The 19116-nt window shown below is 70.6% G+C and carries 20 protein-coding genes; 11 read left to right on the plus strand and 9 right to left on the minus strand.

Going from position 1 to position 19116, the window contains the following annotated elements:
* Nucleotides 1-58 precede the first annotated feature (58 nt).
* Complete coding sequence (locus AB0J91_RS17595; protein ID WP_363869790.1) at nucleotides 59-997, plus strand: hypothetical protein; 939 nt, start codon at nucleotides 59-61, stop codon at nucleotides 995-997.
* On the opposite strand, the gene AB0J91_RS17600 is transcribed toward AB0J91_RS17595, so the two are convergent.
* Nucleotides 998-2290 carry a DUF1479 domain-containing protein gene (locus tag AB0J91_RS17600; RefSeq protein ID WP_363869793.1) on the minus strand — a complete coding sequence of 431 codons (1293 nt, stop codon included), beginning with the start codon at nucleotides 2288-2290 and terminating at the stop codon, nucleotides 998-1000.
* Nucleotides 2291-2389: 99 nt separating this feature from the next.
* On the opposite strand from AB0J91_RS17600, the gene AB0J91_RS17605 reads away from it, so the two are divergent.
* Entirely contained in the window at nucleotides 2390-3520 is a 1131-nt protein-coding gene (locus AB0J91_RS17605) for an ROK family transcriptional regulator (protein WP_363869796.1), read from the plus strand.
* On the opposite strand, the gene AB0J91_RS17610 is transcribed toward AB0J91_RS17605, so the two are convergent.
* From AB0J91_RS17610 to AB0J91_RS17620, 3 genes are read right to left on the minus strand one after another with little or no spacing between them, the layout of a single operon-like run.
* Entirely contained in the window at nucleotides 3507-4769 is a 1263-nt protein-coding gene (locus AB0J91_RS17610; protein ID WP_363869799.1) for a hypothetical protein, read from the minus strand. The two genes, AB0J91_RS17605 and AB0J91_RS17610, sit on opposite strands and share 14 nt — an antisense overlap.
* Entirely contained in the window at nucleotides 4766-5560 is a 795-nt protein-coding gene (locus AB0J91_RS17615; protein WP_363869802.1) for a sugar phosphate isomerase/epimerase family protein, read from the minus strand. Before AB0J91_RS17615 ends, AB0J91_RS17610 begins: the two co-directional genes overlap by 4 nt.
* The gene (locus AB0J91_RS17620; RefSeq protein WP_363869805.1) at nucleotides 5557-6582 is read right to left on the minus strand and encodes a zinc-binding dehydrogenase; all 1026 of its coding nucleotides are present in this window, start codon (nucleotides 6580-6582) and stop codon (nucleotides 5557-5559) included. The genes AB0J91_RS17615 and AB0J91_RS17620 overlap by 4 nt, the downstream gene beginning before the upstream one ends.
* A gap of 115 nt (nucleotides 6583-6697) precedes the next feature.
* On the opposite strand from AB0J91_RS17620, the gene AB0J91_RS17625 reads away from it, so the two are divergent.
* The 5 genes from AB0J91_RS17625 (at nucleotide 6698) to AB0J91_RS17645 (ending at nucleotide 12249) form a co-directional block, all read left to right on the plus strand.
* Nucleotides 6698-8077 carry an ABC transporter substrate-binding protein gene (locus tag AB0J91_RS17625; RefSeq protein ID WP_363869808.1) on the plus strand — a complete coding sequence of 460 codons (1380 nt, stop codon included), beginning with the start codon at nucleotides 6698-6700 and terminating at the stop codon, nucleotides 8075-8077.
* Between the two features lie 11 nt (nucleotides 8078-8088).
* Nucleotides 8089-9045: a sugar ABC transporter permease gene (locus AB0J91_RS17630; RefSeq protein ID WP_363869811.1), complete on the plus strand. Its 957-nt coding sequence runs from the start codon at nucleotides 8089-8091 to the stop codon at nucleotides 9043-9045.
* Nucleotides 9045-9911 carry a carbohydrate ABC transporter permease gene (locus AB0J91_RS17635; RefSeq protein WP_363869814.1) on the plus strand — a complete coding sequence of 289 codons (867 nt, stop codon included), beginning with the start codon at nucleotides 9045-9047 and terminating at the stop codon, nucleotides 9909-9911. Before AB0J91_RS17630 ends, AB0J91_RS17635 begins: the two co-directional genes overlap by 1 nt.
* Nucleotides 9895-11067 (plus strand): ROK family protein, encoded by a 1173-nt coding sequence (locus AB0J91_RS17640; RefSeq protein ID WP_363869817.1) that lies wholly within the window; start codon nucleotides 9895-9897, stop codon nucleotides 11065-11067. Before AB0J91_RS17635 ends, AB0J91_RS17640 begins: the two co-directional genes overlap by 17 nt.
* A gap of 93 nt (nucleotides 11068-11160) precedes the next feature.
* On the plus strand, nucleotides 11161-12249 hold the full coding sequence (locus tag AB0J91_RS17645) for a diacylglycerol kinase (protein WP_363869820.1): 1089 nt from the start codon (nucleotides 11161-11163) through the stop codon (nucleotides 12247-12249).
* Between the two features lie 13 nt (nucleotides 12250-12262).
* On the opposite strand, the gene AB0J91_RS17650 is transcribed toward AB0J91_RS17645, so the two are convergent.
* On the minus strand, nucleotides 12263-12997 hold the full coding sequence (locus tag AB0J91_RS17650) for a glucose 1-dehydrogenase (protein WP_363869823.1): 735 nt from the start codon (nucleotides 12995-12997) through the stop codon (nucleotides 12263-12265).
* 119 nt (nucleotides 12998-13116) lie between these two features.
* Here AB0J91_RS17650 and lexA point away from each other — a divergent pair, with 119 nt between their 5' ends.
* Nucleotides 13117-13776 (plus strand): transcriptional repressor LexA, encoded by a 660-nt coding sequence (gene lexA, locus AB0J91_RS17655; protein ID WP_363791988.1) that lies wholly within the window; start codon nucleotides 13117-13119, stop codon nucleotides 13774-13776.
* A 55-nt stretch (nucleotides 13777-13831) separates the two neighbouring features.
* Here the strand turns inward: lexA and AB0J91_RS17660 are convergent, their stop codons facing one another.
* On the minus strand, nucleotides 13832-14740 hold the full coding sequence (locus tag AB0J91_RS17660; protein ID WP_363869825.1) for a MerR family transcriptional regulator: 909 nt from the start codon (nucleotides 14738-14740) through the stop codon (nucleotides 13832-13834).
* 135 nt (nucleotides 14741-14875) lie between these two features.
* Here AB0J91_RS17660 and AB0J91_RS17665 point away from each other — a divergent pair, with 135 nt between their 5' ends.
* The 3 genes from AB0J91_RS17665 to AB0J91_RS17675 all read left to right on the plus strand — a co-directional run bounded on the left by AB0J91_RS17665 (nucleotide 14876) and on the right by AB0J91_RS17675 (nucleotide 16574).
* A complete protein-coding gene (locus tag AB0J91_RS17665) occupies nucleotides 14876-15724 on the plus strand; it encodes an alpha/beta fold hydrolase (protein WP_363869828.1) in 849 nt (282 codons plus the stop codon).
* A 206-nt stretch (nucleotides 15725-15930) separates the two neighbouring features.
* Nucleotides 15931-16167 (plus strand): hypothetical protein, encoded by a 237-nt coding sequence (locus AB0J91_RS17670; RefSeq protein WP_363869831.1) that lies wholly within the window; start codon nucleotides 15931-15933, stop codon nucleotides 16165-16167.
* The gene (locus AB0J91_RS17675; protein ID WP_363869833.1) at nucleotides 16164-16574 is read left to right on the plus strand and encodes a hypothetical protein; all 411 of its coding nucleotides are present in this window, start codon (nucleotides 16164-16166) and stop codon (nucleotides 16572-16574) included. Before AB0J91_RS17670 ends, AB0J91_RS17675 begins: the two co-directional genes overlap by 4 nt.
* A gap of 61 nt (nucleotides 16575-16635) precedes the next feature.
* Here AB0J91_RS17675 and AB0J91_RS17680 read toward each other — a convergent pair whose 3' ends face one another.
* The 3 genes from AB0J91_RS17680 to AB0J91_RS17690 form a co-directional block, all read right to left on the minus strand.
* Nucleotides 16636-17325 carry an HAD family hydrolase gene (locus AB0J91_RS17680; RefSeq protein ID WP_363869836.1) on the minus strand — a complete coding sequence of 230 codons (690 nt, stop codon included), beginning with the start codon at nucleotides 17323-17325 and terminating at the stop codon, nucleotides 16636-16638.
* A gap of 49 nt (nucleotides 17326-17374) precedes the next feature.
* Nucleotides 17375-18172: an ion transporter gene (locus AB0J91_RS17685; RefSeq protein WP_363869839.1), complete on the minus strand. Its 798-nt coding sequence runs from the start codon at nucleotides 18170-18172 to the stop codon at nucleotides 17375-17377.
* Between the two features lie 114 nt (nucleotides 18173-18286).
* On the minus strand, nucleotides 18287-18760 hold the full coding sequence (locus AB0J91_RS17690; protein ID WP_363869842.1) for a nucleoside deaminase: 474 nt from the start codon (nucleotides 18758-18760) through the stop codon (nucleotides 18287-18289).
* Between the last annotated feature and the right edge of the window lie 356 nt (nucleotides 18761-19116).

The following is a 19116-nucleotide window of genomic DNA, read 5'->3' on the forward strand; positions in this document are numbered from 1 at the left end:
ACCCGCACCGGCGAGGGGCGCACGCTCGACCGGTCGGAGGCGACGGGGGTGAGCGGACGTGCGATCTGCGGTGGCGATGATCGGGAAGGACCTGTCCGAGGCGTACCGGGGCGGGACGCGGGTCGAACGGGCCTGCTACCTGGTCGCCTTGGTGCTCGTGGCGAGCGGGATCTTCCACCTGGGAGTGCTTCTCGCGACGGGAGGGACGTGGAGCGGGCCGCTGTCGTGGCGCAAGCCGACGACCTTCGGGCTCTCGTTCGGGCTGACCGTGGCGACGCTGACCTGGGTCCTGTCGTTCCTGCCGATGGCGCGGCGCACGCGCGCCCGGCTGCTCACCGCGTTCGCGGCGGCCAGCGCGGTCGAGGTCGCGGGCATCACCACGCAGGCGTGGCGGAGGGTTCCCTCGCACTTCATCCCGCCCGACAGGGCGACCTGGGTGGACGCGCCGGCGGCCGTCGCGGCGGCTTCGGGCGCGGTGGTGATCGTGGCGGTCGTCGTGACCTCGACGGTGCTCGCGCTGCGCCGCCACGACGAACTCGACCCGGGGATGCTCCTGGCGCTGCGGGTCGGCTTCCTGGCGCTGCTGCTGGCCATGGCGATCGGCGTGCTGATGCTGGCGGGCGGCCAGGTGCTCACCCGCACGCAGGGCGACGTGGCTCCGGCGTTCGCGTTCACCTCGGTGCTCAAGCCGGGCCACGCCGCCACCATGCACGGCGTCCTCGTCCTGCCCGCGATCGCCTGGTTGCTGCGCTTCACCGACGGATCAGAGGCCTTCCGGCTCAACGTGGTGCGGCTGGCAGCAGCCGGTTACGGCGCCTTCGCGGCGGTCGTGGTCGCCGAAACCCTCGCCGGCGTCGACCCGCTCGGCGCGGCCCCGCTGATCGCGCGAGCCCTGCCGGTCCTGGGTTTCGTCGCCCTCGTGGCGGCCGTCGCGATCACCCTGCACCAGCTCCTCCGAAACCCGTTGCCCGAAGCCCGGACGGTTCGCCATCGGTGATCAGCCTCCGGTGAAACCCATTCCCCGACGGCCGGTTTCGTTGAGCTGGGCGTAGGTGAAGCGGCCTTCCCAGTCGCGTTCGTAGTGCTCGGCGGGGAAGTCGGTGGGGCTGGACCCGGTCAGGAACGCCTGGCGGACGCTCGCGGCGTACTCCTCGTTGCGCGGGCACCACGGCGCTGCCGGGATGTACATGACGTTGCCCCACCCGCGCTGGTCGGCGACCGGTGCGACGCTGTGGATCATGTCGCAGTGCCACCACACCGAGTCGCCCGCCTCGACGTCGGGAATCCCGACCAGGCCGTCGAGGAGCTCGGAGTGCCACTTGTGGTCGGCGGGGAAGACCTGGTTGGTGGTCACCCCGCACATGTCGTCGTCGGGGACGTCGGGCAGCAGCGGGCGCAGCATGAGGTAGGCCATGGCCTCCGGGATCGGCACGGTGTGCAGCACGCCCTGGTCGTGGGCCATGTCCGACAGCGCCGTCCAGCCCTGGAACGTGCGGAACGCCGAGCACATCGTCGATCCCGGGTACTGGTTGGCCGAGGTGCGGTGCGCGGCGTCCCACGGGTCGTACTGCTCGACGCTGCCGTCGAAGAGGTGCCGGAACGCCCGCTGGTAGGACTCGGTCATCCACAGGTCCAGGGTGCCCGGGTCGCTGTGGGTGCCCAGGCCCGCTGAGTCGGCGCCCTCCGGCCGGCGCCGGATCCGGTCGGGGTACAGCGCGTCGCGGTCCGGGTCGAACCAGCGCACGCCGTGCGACTCGTGCTTCCAGAAGGAGTTCAGGAACGACTGCACCCGAGCCATCCGGTCGCTCTGCCGCGCCCGCATCTGGGCCTGCGACCAGTAGATCGGGTAGATCTCGGGTTTCGAGCCGACGCTGCCGAAGAAGTCGTCGCCCGGACCCCGGTAGTTCTCGAAGAACGCGTTGCGCTCGACGTAGTCGACGATGCTCTCGTCCCAGAGCAGCGCCTGCGCGCGCTCGAAGTGCCCGCGCACCACGGCGCAGCCGCGCGTGCGCACCGCCTCGACCTGCTCGGCCGGCACGGTGCCCGCGGCGATGTCGGCGTAGTCGATCACCGGCCAGACCGCTTCGCCGCGTTCTCGCAGCTCCCGGATCTCGGCCACGCGCGTGCGGACCTGGTCCTCCACGACTGCGAAGACCTCTTCGACGTTGCGCCCGGACGCCTCGATGCGGGCGCGCAGCGCGGTTTTGATCTCCCGGATCGCGCCGGAGAGGTCTGCGGGCGGGGTTTCCCAGTGCGGCAACGACGGCAGTGCTTCGGCTGCGGCGGTCATCCCTGAATTCCTTTGGTTAGGGGTCCTTACTAAAGAAGTGATGGGTTGAACGTAATCGGAGTCGCGCATTTAGGCAACACTCCTGACTAAACTGGCTCGGTGCCGACCGCCAAGCCTTCGCTGGAGCTGCTGCGCTCCATGACCGATGAGCACGTGCTGCGCGCGATCATGGAGGGCGAGCGGCTGACCCGCACCGAGATCGCCGCGCTGACCGGGATCTCGAAGCCCACGATCTCCGACAGCGTCCGCAGGCTCACCGAGGCCGGCGTGCTCGCCGACACGGGGGAACGCACCACCGGCAGGGGCAGGGCCGGCTCCTACTACTCGCTGTCCCCCGAGACGGGTGTTGCCCTGGTCGCCGAGATCACCCCGCGTGGCGTGAAGGCCGAGGCCGTCGACGCCTTCGGCGCCGTCGTCGCCCGCTCCCGGGCCGAGTTGGGACGCGCGGCGGGACCGGAGAAGGCGGCGGCCGCGCTGCGCGAGGTCGCCGGGGAGCTCGCGGACGGCATGCCGTTGCGCTGCGCGGTGATCAGCGCCGCGGACCCGGTCGATCGCCGAACCGGTCGGCTGGTCCAACTGCCCGATGAGCCGTTCCTGATCGGCGACCTCGACCCGGTCGCCGTGCTGGCACCCTTGGTCTCCGGCGACGTCCTGGTCGACAACGACGTGAACTGGTCGGCCCGCGCCGAGCGGGACGGCGGCTGCGCGTCCGGTGTGGACGACTTCGTCTACCTGCACCTCGACGAGGGACTCGGTGCGGCGGTGGTCGCCGACGGCGAGGTCCGCCGCGGCGGCAGCGGGCTGACCGGCGAGATCGCCCACGTGATCACGACCGGGCCGGACGGCTCGGCCCTCCACTTCACCGAGTTCTTCCGCGAGACCGACCTGCGCCAACCCGCCACGACCGCCATCGACGTCGACGCGCTGCGCGCCCGCTACCGCGACGTCCTCCCGCAGCTGGCCGACGCCCTCCGCGGAGTGGTCCTGGCCATGATCGCCTTCGTCGACCCGCAGCTGGTCGTCCTCGGCGGAACGTGGGGTCGCGATCCGGAAGTGCTCGACGCCCTCGCAGGAGGTCCGGCCGCACCCCGCGAGGTCGCCTACGCCCGGGCGACGCTGGACGAACCGGAACTCGCCGGAGCCCGAGCGCACGCGATCGACACCCTTCGCACCCGGATCGTCCAGCACGCCACCGAGCAGCAGCGGGGCGCCGTGGTCACGCCGAGGTGAGGTCCAGCACCACCGCCGCCGTCCAGCTGAAGTGGTGGGCTCCGCGGCCTTCGCCGGTCGTCGGATCCACGTACTCGCGGAACCCGCTGCGGGTCGCGGTGTTCAGCATTCCACCGCGCAGGACCTCGGCGAGGTCGGTGGCCCCGTGCCGGGCGAGGCCCCGGCGCAGCAGCCAGCCGATGTTGAACCAGGCCGGGCCGCGCCAGTAGCGCGAGGCGTCGTGCAGCGGATCGGTCAGGTCGAAGCTGGGCACCACCCCGAGCTCGGCGGCCCGGAACCGGGGGCCGGTGATCGTCGCGATGAGCTCCGGCGCCTGCGGGAGCCCGGGCACCACCAGCGGCACCAGGCCCGCGACGCTGCCGCCCCGGATCAGCTCGCCGCCGTGCACGTCCCGCGAGTGGAACAGCCCGTCGGCGTGGAGCTGCGCGAGCGCGTCCCGCAGTCGCGACACCTCGGCCACGTGCGGCCGGGGGTCCTCGCCGAGCTCCTCGGCGATGCGGGCGAGCGCGTCCTCGGACGCGGCGAGCAGCGCGTTGGTCAGCGGGTCCTCGACGGCGAACTCGTGCACGTCCAGGCCGTCGGCGTAGCCGTGGTCGCGGTAGGTGGCGGCCAGCCGGACGTAACGCCCGTAGTCGGCGTCGGTGGGCCGCTCGGCCGCATCGGCGTGATCGAGGTCCCGGCGTCGGAACTCACCGGCGGGAACGGGTTCCACGCGCCGCAGCGGAGCGTCCCACGAGGGGCTGTTGTCCATTCCGGACTCCCACGGGTGCACGATCGACACCAGCCCGCGACCACCGAGATCACGCGACCCGCGAAGGTATCCGTGCCAGGCCAGCAGCTTCGGGTACAAGCGCTCCAAGAAGCCCCGGCGTCGAGCCAGGCCGGGCTCCGACGAGAACACCTCCCACGCGGCCAGCGCGTGCACCGGCGGCTGGACGATGCCCGAGGTGTCGGCGTGCGCGGGCCCGTTGACCCGCGCGGAGCACCAGAAGTCCGGTCCCGGGAAGTAACCGTCCCGCGGTGCCGAAGGGTCGAAGACGATGTGCGGCACCCGTCCGTCGGACCACTGCGCTCCGAACAGCGATTCCAGCTCCTGCTGGGCGCGCAGCGGGGACAGGTGGCGCAGCCCGGCGGCGATGAAGGCCGAGTCCCAGCTCCACTGGTGCGGGTAGAGCCCGGGAGCGGGAATGGTGCTGCGGCCGCGCCAGTTTCCCAGCAGCACCTTCGCGGCCTCGTCGCGCAGGTTCACCCGTGCCTCCGCAGGAACTTCGGCACCGACGCGACGGCCTCGGCGGGCTCACCGCGCAACCGGCACTCCATGGCCAGGTACCCGTCGTAGCCGCCTGCGCCCAGCGCGCCCAGCAGCGCCGACCAGTCGAGGTGGCCGGTGCCGGGCTGGAACCGGTTCGATTCGCTGACCTGCACGTGACCGAGGTGCGGTACCGCGTCCAGCAGGGCCGTCACGGGATCGTCCTCCTCGATGTTCATGTGGTAGGTGTCGGCGACCACCCGCACCGAGGCCAGACCGACCTCGCCGACGAGGTCGATCGCCTGGTCCAGCCGGTTGACCATGTGGTCCTCGTAGCGGTTGAGCGGTTCGAGGTAGATCTCCACGCCCTCGGCCCGCGCGTGCTCGCCCAGCTCCGCCAGGCCCGCGAGCAGCACCGCGCGATCCTCCTCCGGGGAGCGCGGCGGCTCGAACGGCGGCAGCCGCCGGGAGAACATGCCCCACGACGCGGGGGTCATCGCGCCGCGACCGCCGATCTCGGCCATCACCGACAGCTGCGACTTGAGCTGCTCGATCGCGTCGCGCCGCAGGTCGGCGTCGAAAGCCGCGAAGAAGTGCGGCATTTCGACGCACGCCGTCGGCATCACGACGCCGTTGGTCCGGGCGCGACGCAGTTCCGGCAGCCGGTCGCGGAAGTGGAAGTCGCCGCGGCCGCGCAGCTCGATCGCGTCGAAACCGGCGTCGCGGGCGAACTCCCACTTGGCCTCCAGCGAGTCACCGGGCAGGAGTTGTTCCTGGCAGGCGAGTTTCACGATGGCTCCTGTCCGAAGTCGAGGACGATCTGCAGCACGTCGGGCGTGCCTTCGTCGAGCAGCCGGTAGGCCTGCTCGACCTCCGACGGAGCGAGCAGGTGGGTGACCAGGGCGGTCGGGTCCACGGCGCCGTCGGCGCACTGCCGCAGGAACGTCGCGTTGAGCCGGTCCTGGTCCCAGCGACCGGAGAGCGTGGGCGGCACTCCGCCGATCTGCGAGCTGACCAGCTCGATCCGGTTGTGGTGGAACTCCTCGCCGAGCCGCAGCCCGACGCCCTCGTCCTGGTAGAAGCCGGCGGCGACCACGCGCCCGCCGACCACCACCGTCCGGATGGCCTCGTGCAACGCGCGGTAGGACCCGCTGAGGTCGATCGCCACGTCCGCGCCGCCCAGTTCGCGCACCCGCTCGGCCGCCCCGGCGCCGTCGAGCGCGTGCGCGGCGCCGAACTCGACGGCCTTGTCCCTGCGCTGAGCGATGGTGTCGACGGCGACGACCTCGGCTCCGCTGCACCGCAGCAACCGCGTCGCCAGCAGGCCGATCACGCCCTGCCCGAACACCGCCACCCGCTCACCGAGGTGCACGTCGGCTGACAGCACGGCGTTGAGCGCCACCGCGCCGACCCGGGCGAACGCGGCGGCCAGCGGATCCAGGCCGGAGGGGATCGGGCGCACCTTCTCCGCCGGGAGCACGGCTTCGCTGCGATGCCCCCAGATTCCCCACACCTGCTCGCCGATTCGCGCCGGGTCCTCGGCCTCGACGATCTCGCCGACCTCCGAATAGCCCCACCCCACGACGGGATAGGTCTGCGAAGGCGCTGATGAGGCTGTGGTGAACAGGCGCCGGTCGGCGTCCCAGGTCCGCGTCAGGTACGGGTTCGTGCCCCGGTAGGCGGTGAGCTCGGTGCCCGCGGAGATGCCGGAGTACCGGGTGCGGACTCGGATCTGGCCCGCCGCAAGGGGTTCGGTGGGGACTTCGGTGATGTCGACCTGCCGGGCACCGGTGAACTGCACGACCCGTGGCACTGAGCCTCCTCGCTCCGAGATTTGTCGGGCAGTTTACATACTTATGTCTTGCGGGCAAGCATAAGTGGCTGGTGTGATGTCCGGCGCGACGAACGCGCAAAGGAGCGTGATGGTGATGCGGGCCAGATCCAGGCCGATGGGCGTCTTGCTGGCGGCGGTGAGCTGCGCCGCGCTGCTGTCGGGCTGCGCGCCTCCGGCCGAGGACGACGCGCTGGTCGTGTGGAGCCTGGAGAGCCAGTCCGACCGGGTGCGCGCGACCGAGGCCATCACGCAGCGGTTCACCGCCGAGACCGGAATCCCGGTCCGCGTCGTCGCCGTCGACGAGAACCAGTTCAGCCAGATGGTGATGTCCTCGGCGGCGGCCGGGACGATGCCCGACGTCATCGGCGCGCTGCCGCTGAGCGCGACCTGGCAGATGGCCGGCAACGAACTGCTCGACACCCGCGCCAACCAGGAGATCCTCGACGCGCTCGGCCCGGCCACCTTCTCCGACCGCGCGCTGGAGCTCACCTCCGACGGCCAGCGGCGGCTGGCCGTGCCCTCCGATGCGTGGGCGCAGGTCCTGGCCTACCGCAAGGACCTCTTCGCCCAGGCCGGGCTCCCGGTGCCCGACACCTACGAGAAGATCGAGCACGCCGCGCGAGTGCTCAACCGCGACGGCAGGTCCGGCATCTCGATGGCCACCCACGCCAACGACACCGCCACCGGCCAGGCCTTCGAATCCTTCGCCCTGGCCAACGACTGCAAGCTCGTCGACGAGAACGGCCGCGTCGAGCTCGACAGCCCGCGGTGCCGCGAGTCCTTCCGGTTCGTGCACGACCTCATCACCCGGTACTCGCCGCCCGGAGCCCAGGACATCGACTCCACCCGCGCCACCTACTTCGCCGGGCGCTCGGCGATGCTGTCCTGGTCGACGTTCCTGCTCGACGAGCTCGGCGGCCTGCGCGCCGACGCGATGCCGGCATGCCCGCAGTGCCAGGCCGATCCGCTGTTCCTGGCCCGCAACACCGGAATCGTCAGCGCCATCAAGGGCCCTGACGCCACCGAACCCGCTCAGTACGGCGAGCTGACCTCGTGGACGGTGCCGGTCGGTGCCAAGCGCGAGCAGGCCAAGCGCTTCGTCGAGCACATGCTCGACCGGGGCTACCCGGACTGGCTGGGCATGGCGCCGGAAGGAAAGCTCCCCGCTCGCAAGGGAACCGCGCAGGACCCCGAGCGCTTCATCCGCGACTGGCAGCGGGCGCCGGCCGGCGTGGACCTCAAGCGCCCGCTGACCGAGATCTACCCGCCGGAGACGATCGGCGATCTGCGCACCGGCATCGACCGGTTCCGCCGCTGGGGGTTCGAGCAGCGCCAAGGCGTGCTCGTCGGCGCCACGCTCGGCGAGATGCCCGTCCCGCACGCGGTGAACTCGATGCTCAACGGCGGCGATCCGGTCGAAGCCGCCACCGAGGCGGCCGACGAGATCCGCGCCATCCAGAACTCCATGAACTAAAGGGCGTGACCATGACTTCGACGACTCGTGCGCGCTCGTTGCGGCAGCGCGAGAACCGGGACGGACTGCTGCTGATCTCACCCACGCTGCTGGTGGTGCTGGCGATCGTGGTGCTGCCGATCCTGTGGACGGTGGTGCTGGCCTTCCAGCGCATCCGGCTGATCGACATCCGGAGCGCGGGGCTCTTCGACGCCTACACGCTGCGCAACTTCACCACCGTGCTCGGCTCGCCGGGCTTCTGGAGCTCGCTGGGCACCACCGTGGTCTACGCGGTCGGCGGCACGCTGCTCTCGCTCGCGCTCGGCCTGGTCGCGGCGCTGGCGCTGCGACGGCCGTTCCGGGGCCGCGCCCTGCTGCGCGGTGCGATGCTGCTGCCCTACGTGGCGCCGGTGGTGGCGGTGGCGTTCGTGTGGGAGGTGATGCTCAGCCCGCAGTACGGCATCCTCAACGACTGGGGGATGAGGCTGCTGGGGTGGGACGAGCCGATCGCGTTCCTCACCGACCGCGAGACCACGGTCTCGCTGCTGGGGATGCAGATCCCCGTTCCGGTGGCGCTGCTGACGGTGATCGTCTTCGAGGGCTGGCGGTACTTCCCGTTCGCGTTCCTGTTCCTGCTGGCCCGGCTGCAGGCGATCCCGCGCGACCTCGAAGAGGCCGCCGTGGTCGACGGTGCGGCGCCGACGCAGCGGTTCCGGCACATCGTCTGGCCTGAGCTCGCCTCCGTGCTCGCACTGCTGGCGATGCTGCGGTTCGTCATGAACTTCAACAAGTTCGACGACGTCTACCTGCTCACCGGCGGCGGATCCGGCACCGACGTGGCCAGCGTGCGGGTCTACGACTTCCTCACCGCGCGCTTCGACGTCGGCGCCGCCTCGGCCCAGGCCCTGGTGCTCGCGGCGGTGTTGCTGGTGTTCCTGGGGGTCTACCTGAAGTTCTTCGCCCCAGCGGCGGACGGCAAGGAGTCGTGATGTCCCGGATCGGTTTCGAGAACAGGCTCTTCGGCGCGCTGCGCTGGGCGGTGCTCGCGGGGCTCGCGGTGGCGACGCTGTTCCCCTTCTACTACATGCTTCTGCTGTCGGTCCGGCCCGTCGAGCAGCTGCTGCAGGACCCGGGAGCGCTGTGGGTGGGCTTCTCGGAGTGGACCACCGAGACCTACGCCGAGGTGCTGCGCCCGGAGGACGCCGAGGGCCAGGGCATGCTGACCCTGCTGACCAACTCGGCGCTGGTGTCGCTGGGCACCGTCGTGCTGACCCTGCTGGTGACCATCCCCGGCGCCTACGCGGTCAGCAGGTTGCGGTTCTTCGGGCGGGGCCAGGTGCACTTCCTGTTCCTGGCGGTGTACATGTTCCCGGCGATCCTGCTGGCAGTGCCGCTGTTCGTGGCCTTCACCCGGCTCGGCCTGCGCGGCTCGCTGCTCGGCCTGGCCATCGTCTACATCGCCCAGACCGTGCCGGTGTCGATCTACATGCTGCGCAACTACCTGTCGACGATCCCGGACGCCATCGAGGAGGCCGCCGCCATCGACGGCTGTTCGCGCTGGCAGACGATGTGGCGGGTGACGATGCCGCTGGCCGCGCCCGCCCTGCTGGCCAACGGCCTGTACGTGTTCATGATCGCCTGGAACGAGTTCCTGTTCGCGCTGCTGTTCCTGGTCGAGGACCGCGACGGTTGGACGGTGTCGCTGGGCCTGGCGCAGCTGTCCAGCGGCATCGAGGTGCCCAAGACGGTGCTCATGGCAGGATCGGTGGTGCTCACGATCCCCATCGTCGTGCTGTTCTACGCGGCGGAACGAATGCTGACCGAAGGGCTCACCAGCGGTGCCGACAAGGGCTGAGGACCTGACGAGCGCCGGCCACCTGCTGTGGCTGGTGCGGACCGGGCGCGCTCGCACGCGCGCGGAGTTGCAACAGGTCACCGGCCTGTCCCGGTCCACCGTCGGTCAGCGGCTCGACGCCCTGCTCTCGCACGGATTCCTGCGCCCGACCGGCGTCGACTCCTCCACCGGAGGACGGCCGCCGGTGCGGCTGGACTTCAACCACGAGCACGGCCTGGTGCTGGCCGCCGACTTCGGCGCGACCCACGCCCGCACCGCCGTGTTCGACCTCGCCGGTCGCTCCTTGGCCGAGGAGGTCGACGACATCGACATCGCCGACGGCCCGGAGGAGGTCCTGAACTGGGTCGACCGGCGTTTCCGCGACCTGCTGTCCCGAGCCGGGGGCGAGCCCGACCAGGTGCGCGGCATCGGGCTCGGCGTTCCCGGACCGGTCGAGTTCGACGCGGGCGTGGTGCGCCAGCCGCCGATCATGCCCGGCTGGGACGGGTACCCGATCGCCGAGAACCTGCGCGAGCGCTGGAACGCGCCGGTGCTGGTGGACAACGACGCCAACGTGATGGCCATCGGCGAGCGCACGGCCCGCTTCCCGGACAGCGCGTCGCTGGTGCTGATCAAGGTCTCCACCGGGATCGGTGCGGGCATGGTTTTCGGCGGTGAGGTCTACCGCGGAGTCGACGGGGGAGCGGGCGACCTCGGCCACGTCCGGGTGGAGAGCGCCTCGCAGGCGCAGTGCATGTGCGGATCGACCGGTTGCCTCGCCGCGCTGGCCAGCGGCTCCGCGCTGTCCCACAGGCTGGATGCGGCCGGCGTGCCGACGGCCTCCAGCAGCGAGTTCGCCGCGCGCGTCCGCGAAGGGCACCCGGAGGCCGTGCGCCTGGCCCGCGAAGCCGGGCAGCTCATCGGCGAGGTCCTCAGCACCGTGGTCTGCCTGGTCAACCCGCAGGTGCTCGTGCTGGCCGGCGACCTCGCCGAGGCGCAGTTCGTCAGCGGCCTCCGCGAAGTCCTCTACCGGCGCGCCCTGCCCAGGGCGACCCGGAACCTCTTGGTCACCACCACCGAACTCGGTGATCGAGCCGGAATCGTCGGTGTGCACACCATGGTCGTCGACTCGGTCTACTCGCCTTCCTCGGTGGACGTGCTGCTCGCGGGCGAATGATCCGCTGCCCGGAATTTCTGTAACATGTTTCAGAAATTCGGTTCGGGCGGGTAGTCTTCGGCGTTGCCGCCGGTTCGCGAGGAGGTAGGCGCTGTGGGGATTCGGGTGGCTCACATCGGCACCGGGAACGTGGGACGACTGGCGCTCGCGGGCGTGCTCGACGCCGCCGAGTGCGAGCTGACCGGAGTGCGGGTCTCCAGCGAGGCCAAGATCGGCCGGGACGCCGGTGAGCTCGCCGGGCTGGACCGCCGCACCGGCATCGCCGCGACCGGTGACCTCGACGAAATCCTCGCCGCACGACCGGATTGCGCCGTGCACTGCGCGATGGGCGATACCCGCCCGGTCGAGGCGATGGCCGACGTCGAGCGGCTGCTCCGCGCGGGCATCAACGTCGTCGGCTCGTCCCCCGTGACGCTGCAGTACCCGTGGCAGGTGTTCCCGCAGGAGATGATCGACGGCATCGAGCGAGCCGCGCGGGACGGCGGCGCGAGCCTGTTCATCACCGGCGTCGACCCGGGATTCGCCAACGACCTCCTCCCGTTCGCGCTGGCGAGCACGTGCCAGCGCATCGAGCAGGTCCGGTGCCTGGAGATCGCCGACTACGCCACCTACGACGGCGCCACGGTCATTTTCGACGTCATGGGCTTCGGCAAGCCCGATCACGAGACGCCGATGCTCTACCAGCCGGGCGTGCTCGGCATGGCGTGGGGAACGACGATCCGGCAGCTGGCGGCGGGTTTCGGCATCGAGGTCGACGAGATCACCGAGCACGTCGAACGCGAACCCGCGCCGGAGGCCTTCGACGTCGCCGCCGGCCACATCCCGCGGGGCGGCACCGCCGCGGTCCGCTTCGAGATCACCGGGATGGTCGCCGGGCGACCGGCGATCGTCGTCGAGCACGTGACCCGGCTGCGCGACGACCTGCGGCCGGACTGGGCGCGACCGGCCCAGCCCGGCGGCTCCTACCGAGTGGAGATCACCGGCGAACCGTCCTACGCCGTCGACATCTGCCCGAGCAGCGAGAAGGGCGACCACAACCACGCCGCCATCGTCGCCGCGGCCGGTCGCATCGTGAACGCAATCCCCGCGGTGGTGGCCGCCGAACCCGGCATCCGCACGACGCTGGACATGCCGCTGGGCACCGGCAGGGGCCGGTTCACCCAGGCTTTCCGGCCCGCGTGACGCGCCGCGCGCTTCACCTGTGCGGCACGTCGGCGACCAGACCGCCGTCGACGACGAACTCCGAACCCGTGGCGAACGACGACTCCTCGCTGGCGAGGAACACCACGAAGGTCGCCACCTCCTCGGGGTCGGCGGCCCGGCCCAGCGGCGTCTTCACCATGTCCTCGGGCAGGTTCTCGGTCATCGGAGTCCGGATCATGCCGGGGTGGATGGAGTTCACCCGGATCTTGTGCGGCGCCAGCTCCAGCGCCGCCGACTTCGCCAGTCCGCGCACTCCCCACTTGGTGGCGACGTAACCGTGCGCCCAGGGACTCCCGCGCAGTCCCTCGACCGACGAGATGTTCATGATCGACCCGCCGCCGGCCGCCTTCATCGGTTCCACCGCGGCCTGGATGCCCAGGAACGTGCCGGTGAGGTTGACGTCGAGGATCTGCTGCCAGCGGGTCAGGTCGAAGTTCTCGATGGTGCTGCCGTTGACGATCCCCGCGTTGTTGACCAGCACGTTGAGCAGGCCGAACTCGCCGACGGCGACGTCGACGGCCTTCTTCCACTCGTCCGGCTTCGTCACGTCCAGGTGGACGTAGCGCGCCGCGTCGCCGAGCTCCTCGGCCAGCGCCTCGCCCTCGTCGTCGAGGATGTCGCCGATGACGACCTTCCCGCCCTCGGCGACCAGGGCCCGAGCGTGCGCGGCGCCCATGCCCCGGGCGCCACCGGAAATGATGGCTGCTTTGCCGTCCACACGTCCCATGCTCGGTGACGCTACCCGAGCGGTAGAACATGTTTCAATATTGCGTCCGGGTCGGCGACGGTCGGGGTGGCGGTGACCAGGTAGATCATCCCGCCGACGGGACCATTACGATGCTCCGGATGACCGCATTCGACGATCTCGACCTAGAGCACCTGGACACCTCGATCCTGCCGGAGCGCCAGCAGCGCATCCTGGCCACGATCCGGGACTGGGTGGTCAAGCACGGCTACGCGCCGAGCACTCGGCAGATCGGTGAAGCGGTCGGGCTGCGCTCGGCGTCCTCGGTGTCGCGCCACCTGGCGAGCCTGGAGGAGAAGGGCTTCCTGCGGCGCAGCGAAACCCTCTCCCGGCCCATCGACGTGCGGATCTTCCTGCAGGACCAGCAGTCCCGGCCCACCGACGAGCAGTCCGTCCCGGTCCCGGTCGTCGGCGACATCGCCGCCGGTGCGCCCATCTCCGCGGAGGAGCACGTCGACGACGTGCTGACGTTGCCGCGCGAACTCACCGGGCGCGGCAACGTCTTCGGACTGCGAGTGCGCGGTGACTCGATGGTCGACGCCGCGATCTGCGACGGCGACATCGTGGTCGTGCGCCAGCAGCCCGAGGCGCACTCCGGGCAGATCGTCGCCGCGATGCTCGACGACGAGGCCACGGTCAAGGTGTTCCGCCGCCGCAACGGCCACGTCTACCTCGAACCGCGCAACCCCGCCTACGAGGTCATCGACGGCGACGACGCCGTGATCCTCGGCGCCGTCGTCTCCGTCCTCCGCAACGTCTGACCCCAGAACCGCCCGGCGGCCCCGTTGTCGCGCGAAACCCACCTCCGGGCGTTGCTCAGGCGTGGGCCCGCAGGGCTTCGATGAGCCACTCGAAGTTGGGGACGTGCGGGTCGAAGGCCGGCCAGCCGTTGAGCACGCCGAGCAGTTGCCAGTAGCGCTCCACCCGGCGATCGGTGAAGGTCTCGACCACGTCGGCCAGCGCCCGCCGATCCTCCGAGCTCAGGGCCGGGTCGACGATGCGGTCCAGGACCTCCTTGCCGCGGGCGGATTCCGGTGCGATCCCTTCGCGAAGCGCCGTTGCGGCGTGCTCCATCGTCTTCTCCGGCGAGTAGCCGCCGGGCTGCTCGATGCCCTGCGAACCGGTCACCGCCATCTCGCGGCAGCGCCGCCGGAAGTCCTCGTCGCCGACCAGCTCGGCGAGCTCGATCCACGCGTCCACCTGCTCGGTGGACGGATCGGCCGGTAGTGCGGCGGGCATCGAGCGCATGCCCTGGGCGATGCTCGCGCCCGGAGCGTCGTCGTCGATGCCGTCGAAGGTGCGCTGGACGAAGTCGTCGATGATGCGCTGCCGCTCGTCGGCCGACATCTTCGCCACCTCGTGCATGGTCCTCATCTCCTCGGTAGTGGTTCCACGTCGAGCGATCCACCGCAGCACCGAGCGCCTGGCCTGCAGCGTGCGCAGTTCCGCGTCGAGCGCCGCCAAGTGCGCCTCGGCCACGTCCTGGACCGTCACCTGGCTGGTCAGCACCCGCCGCACCGACGGCAGGTCCAGGCCCAGTTCCCGCAACGTGCGGACCAGGTCCAGGCGCGCGACGGCTTCGGCGTCGTAGAGCCGGTAGCCGCCGGCCGAACGCCCGCTGGGCGCGACGACGTCGCTGTCGGACCAGAAGCGGATGGTGCGCACCGCCAGTCCGGTGCGTTGCGCCAGCTCACCGATGGTGAACAGCTCGGGTTTCTCGCTCACGGGATTCACCTTCGACCTTCCACCGGCTGGAGACTCAAGCCCATTTTCCAGGGTCGCGAGAAAATCGATGGAAGATTCCCTAAACATCCCTATGATGAGGCATCATAGCGTCAGTTGCGTATGAATGGGGTAGCCATGAGCAAGGCGGAGATCTACAAGTCCGAGCGCGGGAGGCTGGCGATCCAGCGCTCCTACCGGAAGCTGCTCGACGACTGGCCCGTGCCCGTGAGGCGGCGAACCGTCGACACCTCGCTCGGCGAGACGTTCGTGCTGGAGGGCGGGCCGCCGGACGCGCCACCGCTGGTCCTGCTGCACGGTTCCGGGACCAACGCGGCGATGTGGCGCGCGGAGTTCCCGGAGTGGTCGAGGCACTTCCGCGTGCTCGCGCTCGACCTGCCCGGCGAGCCCGGCCTGAGCGCTCAGGTGCGCCCGCCGCTCGACTCGGACGCGCACGCCCGGTGGCTCGACGAGGTCTTCGAGGAGCTGGGCCTGGACGACGCGGCGGTGGTCGGCGCCTCGCTGGGCGCCTGGGTCGCGCTCGACCACGCCGTGCGGCGGCCGAGCCGGGTGAACCGTCTGGTCCTGCTGTGCCCGGCCGGAATCGGCAGGCAGACCTACGGCTGGCTGCTCCCGGTGATCCTGCTGCGCCTGCTGGGTCCGTGGGGTCTGCGCCGGTCGGCGGCGATGGTCGCCGGGCTGGACGACGCGCCGTTCCTGGACTACCTCACCGAGATCTACCGCGCGTTCCGGCCTCGGACCGAGCGGCTCCCGGTGTTCACCGATGCGCAACTGGCCGGCCTGCCGATGCCGGTGCTGGCGATCGCGGGGGAGCGCGACGCGATGTTCGACACCGCCGAAACGCGCCGCAGGCTCCGGAACGCGCCTCGCGCGACGGTGCGAGTGCTGCCCGGGGTCGGGCACTCCGTGGTCGGGCAGGCGGAGCGCGTGTCGGCCTTCCTTGTGACCAAGTCCACAGTGGAGTAACGGAACCAATTGTTACCGGGTCACTTTGGTTGCTGCACGACCGGGTGATCCTTTGTGGATCGCTCCTCACGGCGAAGCCTGAGATGACGCCCGATCGGTGCACGGCGCTGATCGGGTCTCTTCAGTTTCGATCTTGGTGCGACCGATATCCCGGACGAAGCGGACACTGGAAGATCCGCTTCGTCTTCATCGATGGGAGGAGTGGGATGACCGCGGTCGAACTGAATCGATACGGGCCGGCGCCGGAAGGCCTGGCCCTGAACTGTCCACTGTGCACTGAAGGGGTCCGCTGGCTGGAACCGCCGCTGCTGCGCTGGTTCTGCCCGGACTGCGCGGTGTTCTGGCGCCACCCGTGCGAACCCGGCCTGCTGGAGGACCCGATCCGCACCGGCGGCGCGGTGATCACCACGGCACCGTCGCTGCTGGGAGGAGACCAGCCGTGACCAACACCCAGCCCGTCCAGGTGCACGCCTGCACTCGCACGATCACCGCCGCGCACACCGTCCCGAGGATCCTGCCCGGGACGCTGCTGGCCAGGCGCGGCGAACCGGTGCTCGCCACCGGAACGCTGATCGCGATGCTGGAGGACGCGACCTGGGAGCTGCTGGCCCCGGACGTGCCGGACGAGTTCGCGATGCTCGGCTGCGGCGGCGTGTACGAGCACACCGCGCCGACGCTGCCCGGACAGGTGGTGCGCATCGAGGTCGAGCGCGGCCCCGCGCCCGACGTCGGCCGCCAGACCTGGACCGCCCGCGCCTTCAACGTCGACACCGGCCAGCAGGCCGGCGTGCTGCACCACCAGGTGGCCACCGTCGACCGCGAGCGCTTCTACCGTCGGCTGGGTCGATGAGCGAAGCTCTGGACGCGGCCTGCTCGTCGCGCACGGGGGCAGGCCGCCCAGGATCGAGACCTCAGCCCAGCGCCAGTCGGAGTTCGTCCGGTGCGGGCAGGGTCTCGAAGACGACCTCGGCGCCGGCGGACCGCAGTTCGTCGGCGCTGTAGGAACCGGTGGCGACCGCGACGAGGTGCGCGCCGGACTCCAGGGCCGCGCGCACGTCGTTGAGCGTGTCGCCGATCAGCACGGTCTGCTCCGGCGCGAAGTCGGTCCCGAGCTTGTCCGCGGCGCGCTCCCGGGCGATGGGTACCAGCCCGCCCCGCCGCAGGTGGTCGTCGCCGAACGCGCCGATGTCGAGGTCGACGTGGTCCAGCAGGCCGAACGCGTCGAGCTTGATCCGCGCCACCTCCGCGGTGTTGCCGGTCAGCACGCTCTGGTGCACCAGCGGGTCGGCGTCGAACGCCGCCAGGGCCTCCCGCGCTCCGGGCAGAACCCGGCCGTTGTCGGCCAGCTCCCTCCGCACCTCGTCGAAAACCCCGGCCAGAGCGGTGGTCATCGCCGTCACCAGCTCACCGGTCGGCTCGATGTCGTGCGAGCGCAGCATGTGGTCGATGGTGCCGAGGTCCGTGCGGCCGTCCATCAGCGCGGGCCGACGCACCGGCTGTCCGGTGACCTGCGGGAAGATCCGCTGGTAGGCCGTTCCGCCCAAGCCCAGGGAGTCGATCAGCGTGTGGTCGACGTCCCACAGCACCAAGCGCTCGTCCACGTCGTGGCTCCTCGAATTCGGTGGTGAAGTGGCGGTGCCACTTCCTGCTTCAGCTCTCCTGGCGCCGCTGGTCGACGGCGTGCATGCCGCGGACCTCCTCGCGCAGCTGCTGGATCTCGGCGAGCAGGATCGCGGTCTGGTTCTCCTCGGCGATCTCCTGCTCGCGCGCGACCTGCGATTCCATCGCCGAGACGGTCACCGCGATGAACAGGTTGAGCACGGTGAACGTCGTGACGGCGATGTAGATGATGAAGAAGGTCCAAGCCAGCGGTTCGGCCTGCATCACCGCCCGTGCCACCTCCGACCAGGCCTCGCCGGTCATGACCTGGAACAGGGTGAACAGCGACGCGCCCAGGTCGCCGAAGTACTCCGGTGCGACGTTGTTGAACAGCGTCGTGGCGACGACCGAGCCGACGTAGACGATCAGGACCAGCAGCGCCGCGATCGAGGCCATGCCGGGAAGCGCTCCGAGCAGCGCCCCGACCACGCGGCGCATGCTGGGAATCGCGGAGATCAGGCGCAGCGCACGCAGGATCCGCAGCGCCCGCAGCACCCCGAACGAGCCCGAGGTGGGCAGCAGGGCGATCCCGACGATGACCGTGTCGAAGCAGTTCCACGGGTCGCGGAAGAACCCGGGCCCGTAGGCGTAGAGGCGGGCGGCGAGCTCGACGGTGAAGATCGCCAGCGCGATCCGGTCCACCGCGTGCAGCAGTTCCCCGTGCTCGGCGACCAGCGCCGGGGAGGTCTCGCAGCCCAGAGTCACCGCGTTGACCAGGATGACGCCGATGATGACCTGCTGGAACAGCGGTGCGTCGACCAGCGTCCGTAACCGTTCCCGTGTGCTCAAGTGTCGTCCCCCGACCTCGTGCTCGGTAATGACCGCCGATCAAGTTAACCGCCAGTGCTCCGGAATCCGAAGAGGCGCGACCGACTGTCATGCACCGCACAGCGAGGCGGCGGGTCACAGCCGCCGCGCGTGGAGCCGGCGCACGGCGGGGGTCAGCTCGGGGTCGGGGCCGTCGACCTCGGCTTCGGGCACGATCGCCTCGATCGGCAGCGCCGCGACGGGGGAGAGGGGCAGCCCCAGCTCGACGGCCCACTGGCCCAGCTGTTCCGCCGACGACGCGTAGACGATGCGGCCCAGGCCGACCCAGGCGTGCGCCGCCGAGCACATCGGGCAGTGCTCACCCGAGGTGTAGACGGTGCACCGCGGACGCACCTCGGCGGTGAGGTTCTCGGCGGCCCACCGGGCGATCGCGAACTCCGGGTGCTGCGTGCGGTCTCCGCTCGCGACGTGGTTGTGGTCCTCGAACAGCACGTCGCCCTCGGGCGAGACGAGCACGGAACCGAACGGTTCGTCGCCGGAGGCCAACGCGCGCTCGGCGAGCACGACGGCGCGCCGCAGGAAACCTCGATCAACTTCGCTGATGGCCATGCGACGACGCTATCGCGGGGGTGCGCTCGAGCTCGCCGGATCACCCGGTGGGAGGCCACCGCTCGACGGGGTCTCGTCTCCACCGGGCGTCTCCTCCCGAGACGTCCCCGATTTCAATGGAAATCGGGGACCCGGTTTCAGTGGAATTCCGAATCCCGAATTCCACTGAAACCGGAAAGTTCACCCGGGCGGGGGGTCGGTCGAGGGGAAGTGGGGGAGGGATCGGGCATTTCGGAGAGTTCGGGGTATTGGGGGTTGTGGGTTCGCGGTTTCGGGGTTGGCGCGGTGGTGGCGGGGATAGGGTTGTTCGGGGAGTGAGGGGCCGGTGCCGGTCGGGTTTTCGGGCGTTGGGGGAT

This window comes from Saccharopolyspora sp. NPDC049357 (assembly GCF_040677225.1).
In the GTDB taxonomy this organism is placed as follows: Bacteria; Actinomycetota; Actinomycetes; order Mycobacteriales; family Pseudonocardiaceae; genus Saccharopolyspora.

Bases quoted from the DNA above. Each gene is read 5' to 3' on its own strand.
- AB0J91_RS17670 (WP_363869831.1), top strand. From the start codon at position 15,931: ATGACCGCGGTCGAACTGAATCGATACGGGCCGGCGCCGGAAGGCCTG.
- AB0J91_RS17600 (WP_363869793.1), bottom strand. From the start codon at position 2,290: ATGACCGCCGCAGCCGAAGCACTGCCGTCGTTGCCGCACTGGGAAACC.
- AB0J91_RS17650 (WP_363869823.1), bottom strand. From the start codon at position 12,997: ATGGGACGTGTGGACGGCAAAGCAGCCATCATTTCCGGTGGCGCCCGG.
- lexA (WP_363791988.1), top strand. From the start codon at position 13,117: ATGACCGCATTCGACGATCTCGACCTAGAGCACCTGGACACCTCGATC.
- AB0J91_RS17625 (WP_363869808.1), top strand. From the start codon at position 6,698: ATGCGGGCCAGATCCAGGCCGATGGGCGTCTTGCTGGCGGCGGTGAGC.
- AB0J91_RS17635 (WP_363869814.1), top strand. From the start codon at position 9,045: ATGTCCCGGATCGGTTTCGAGAACAGGCTCTTCGGCGCGCTGCGCTGG.
- AB0J91_RS17630 (WP_363869811.1), top strand. From the start codon at position 8,089: ATGACTTCGACGACTCGTGCGCGCTCGTTGCGGCAGCGCGAGAACCGG.
- AB0J91_RS17665 (WP_363869828.1), top strand. From the start codon at position 14,876: ATGAGCAAGGCGGAGATCTACAAGTCCGAGCGCGGGAGGCTGGCGATC.
- AB0J91_RS17690 (WP_363869842.1), bottom strand. From the start codon at position 18,760: ATGGCCATCAGCGAAGTTGATCGAGGTTTCCTGCGGCGCGCCGTCGTG.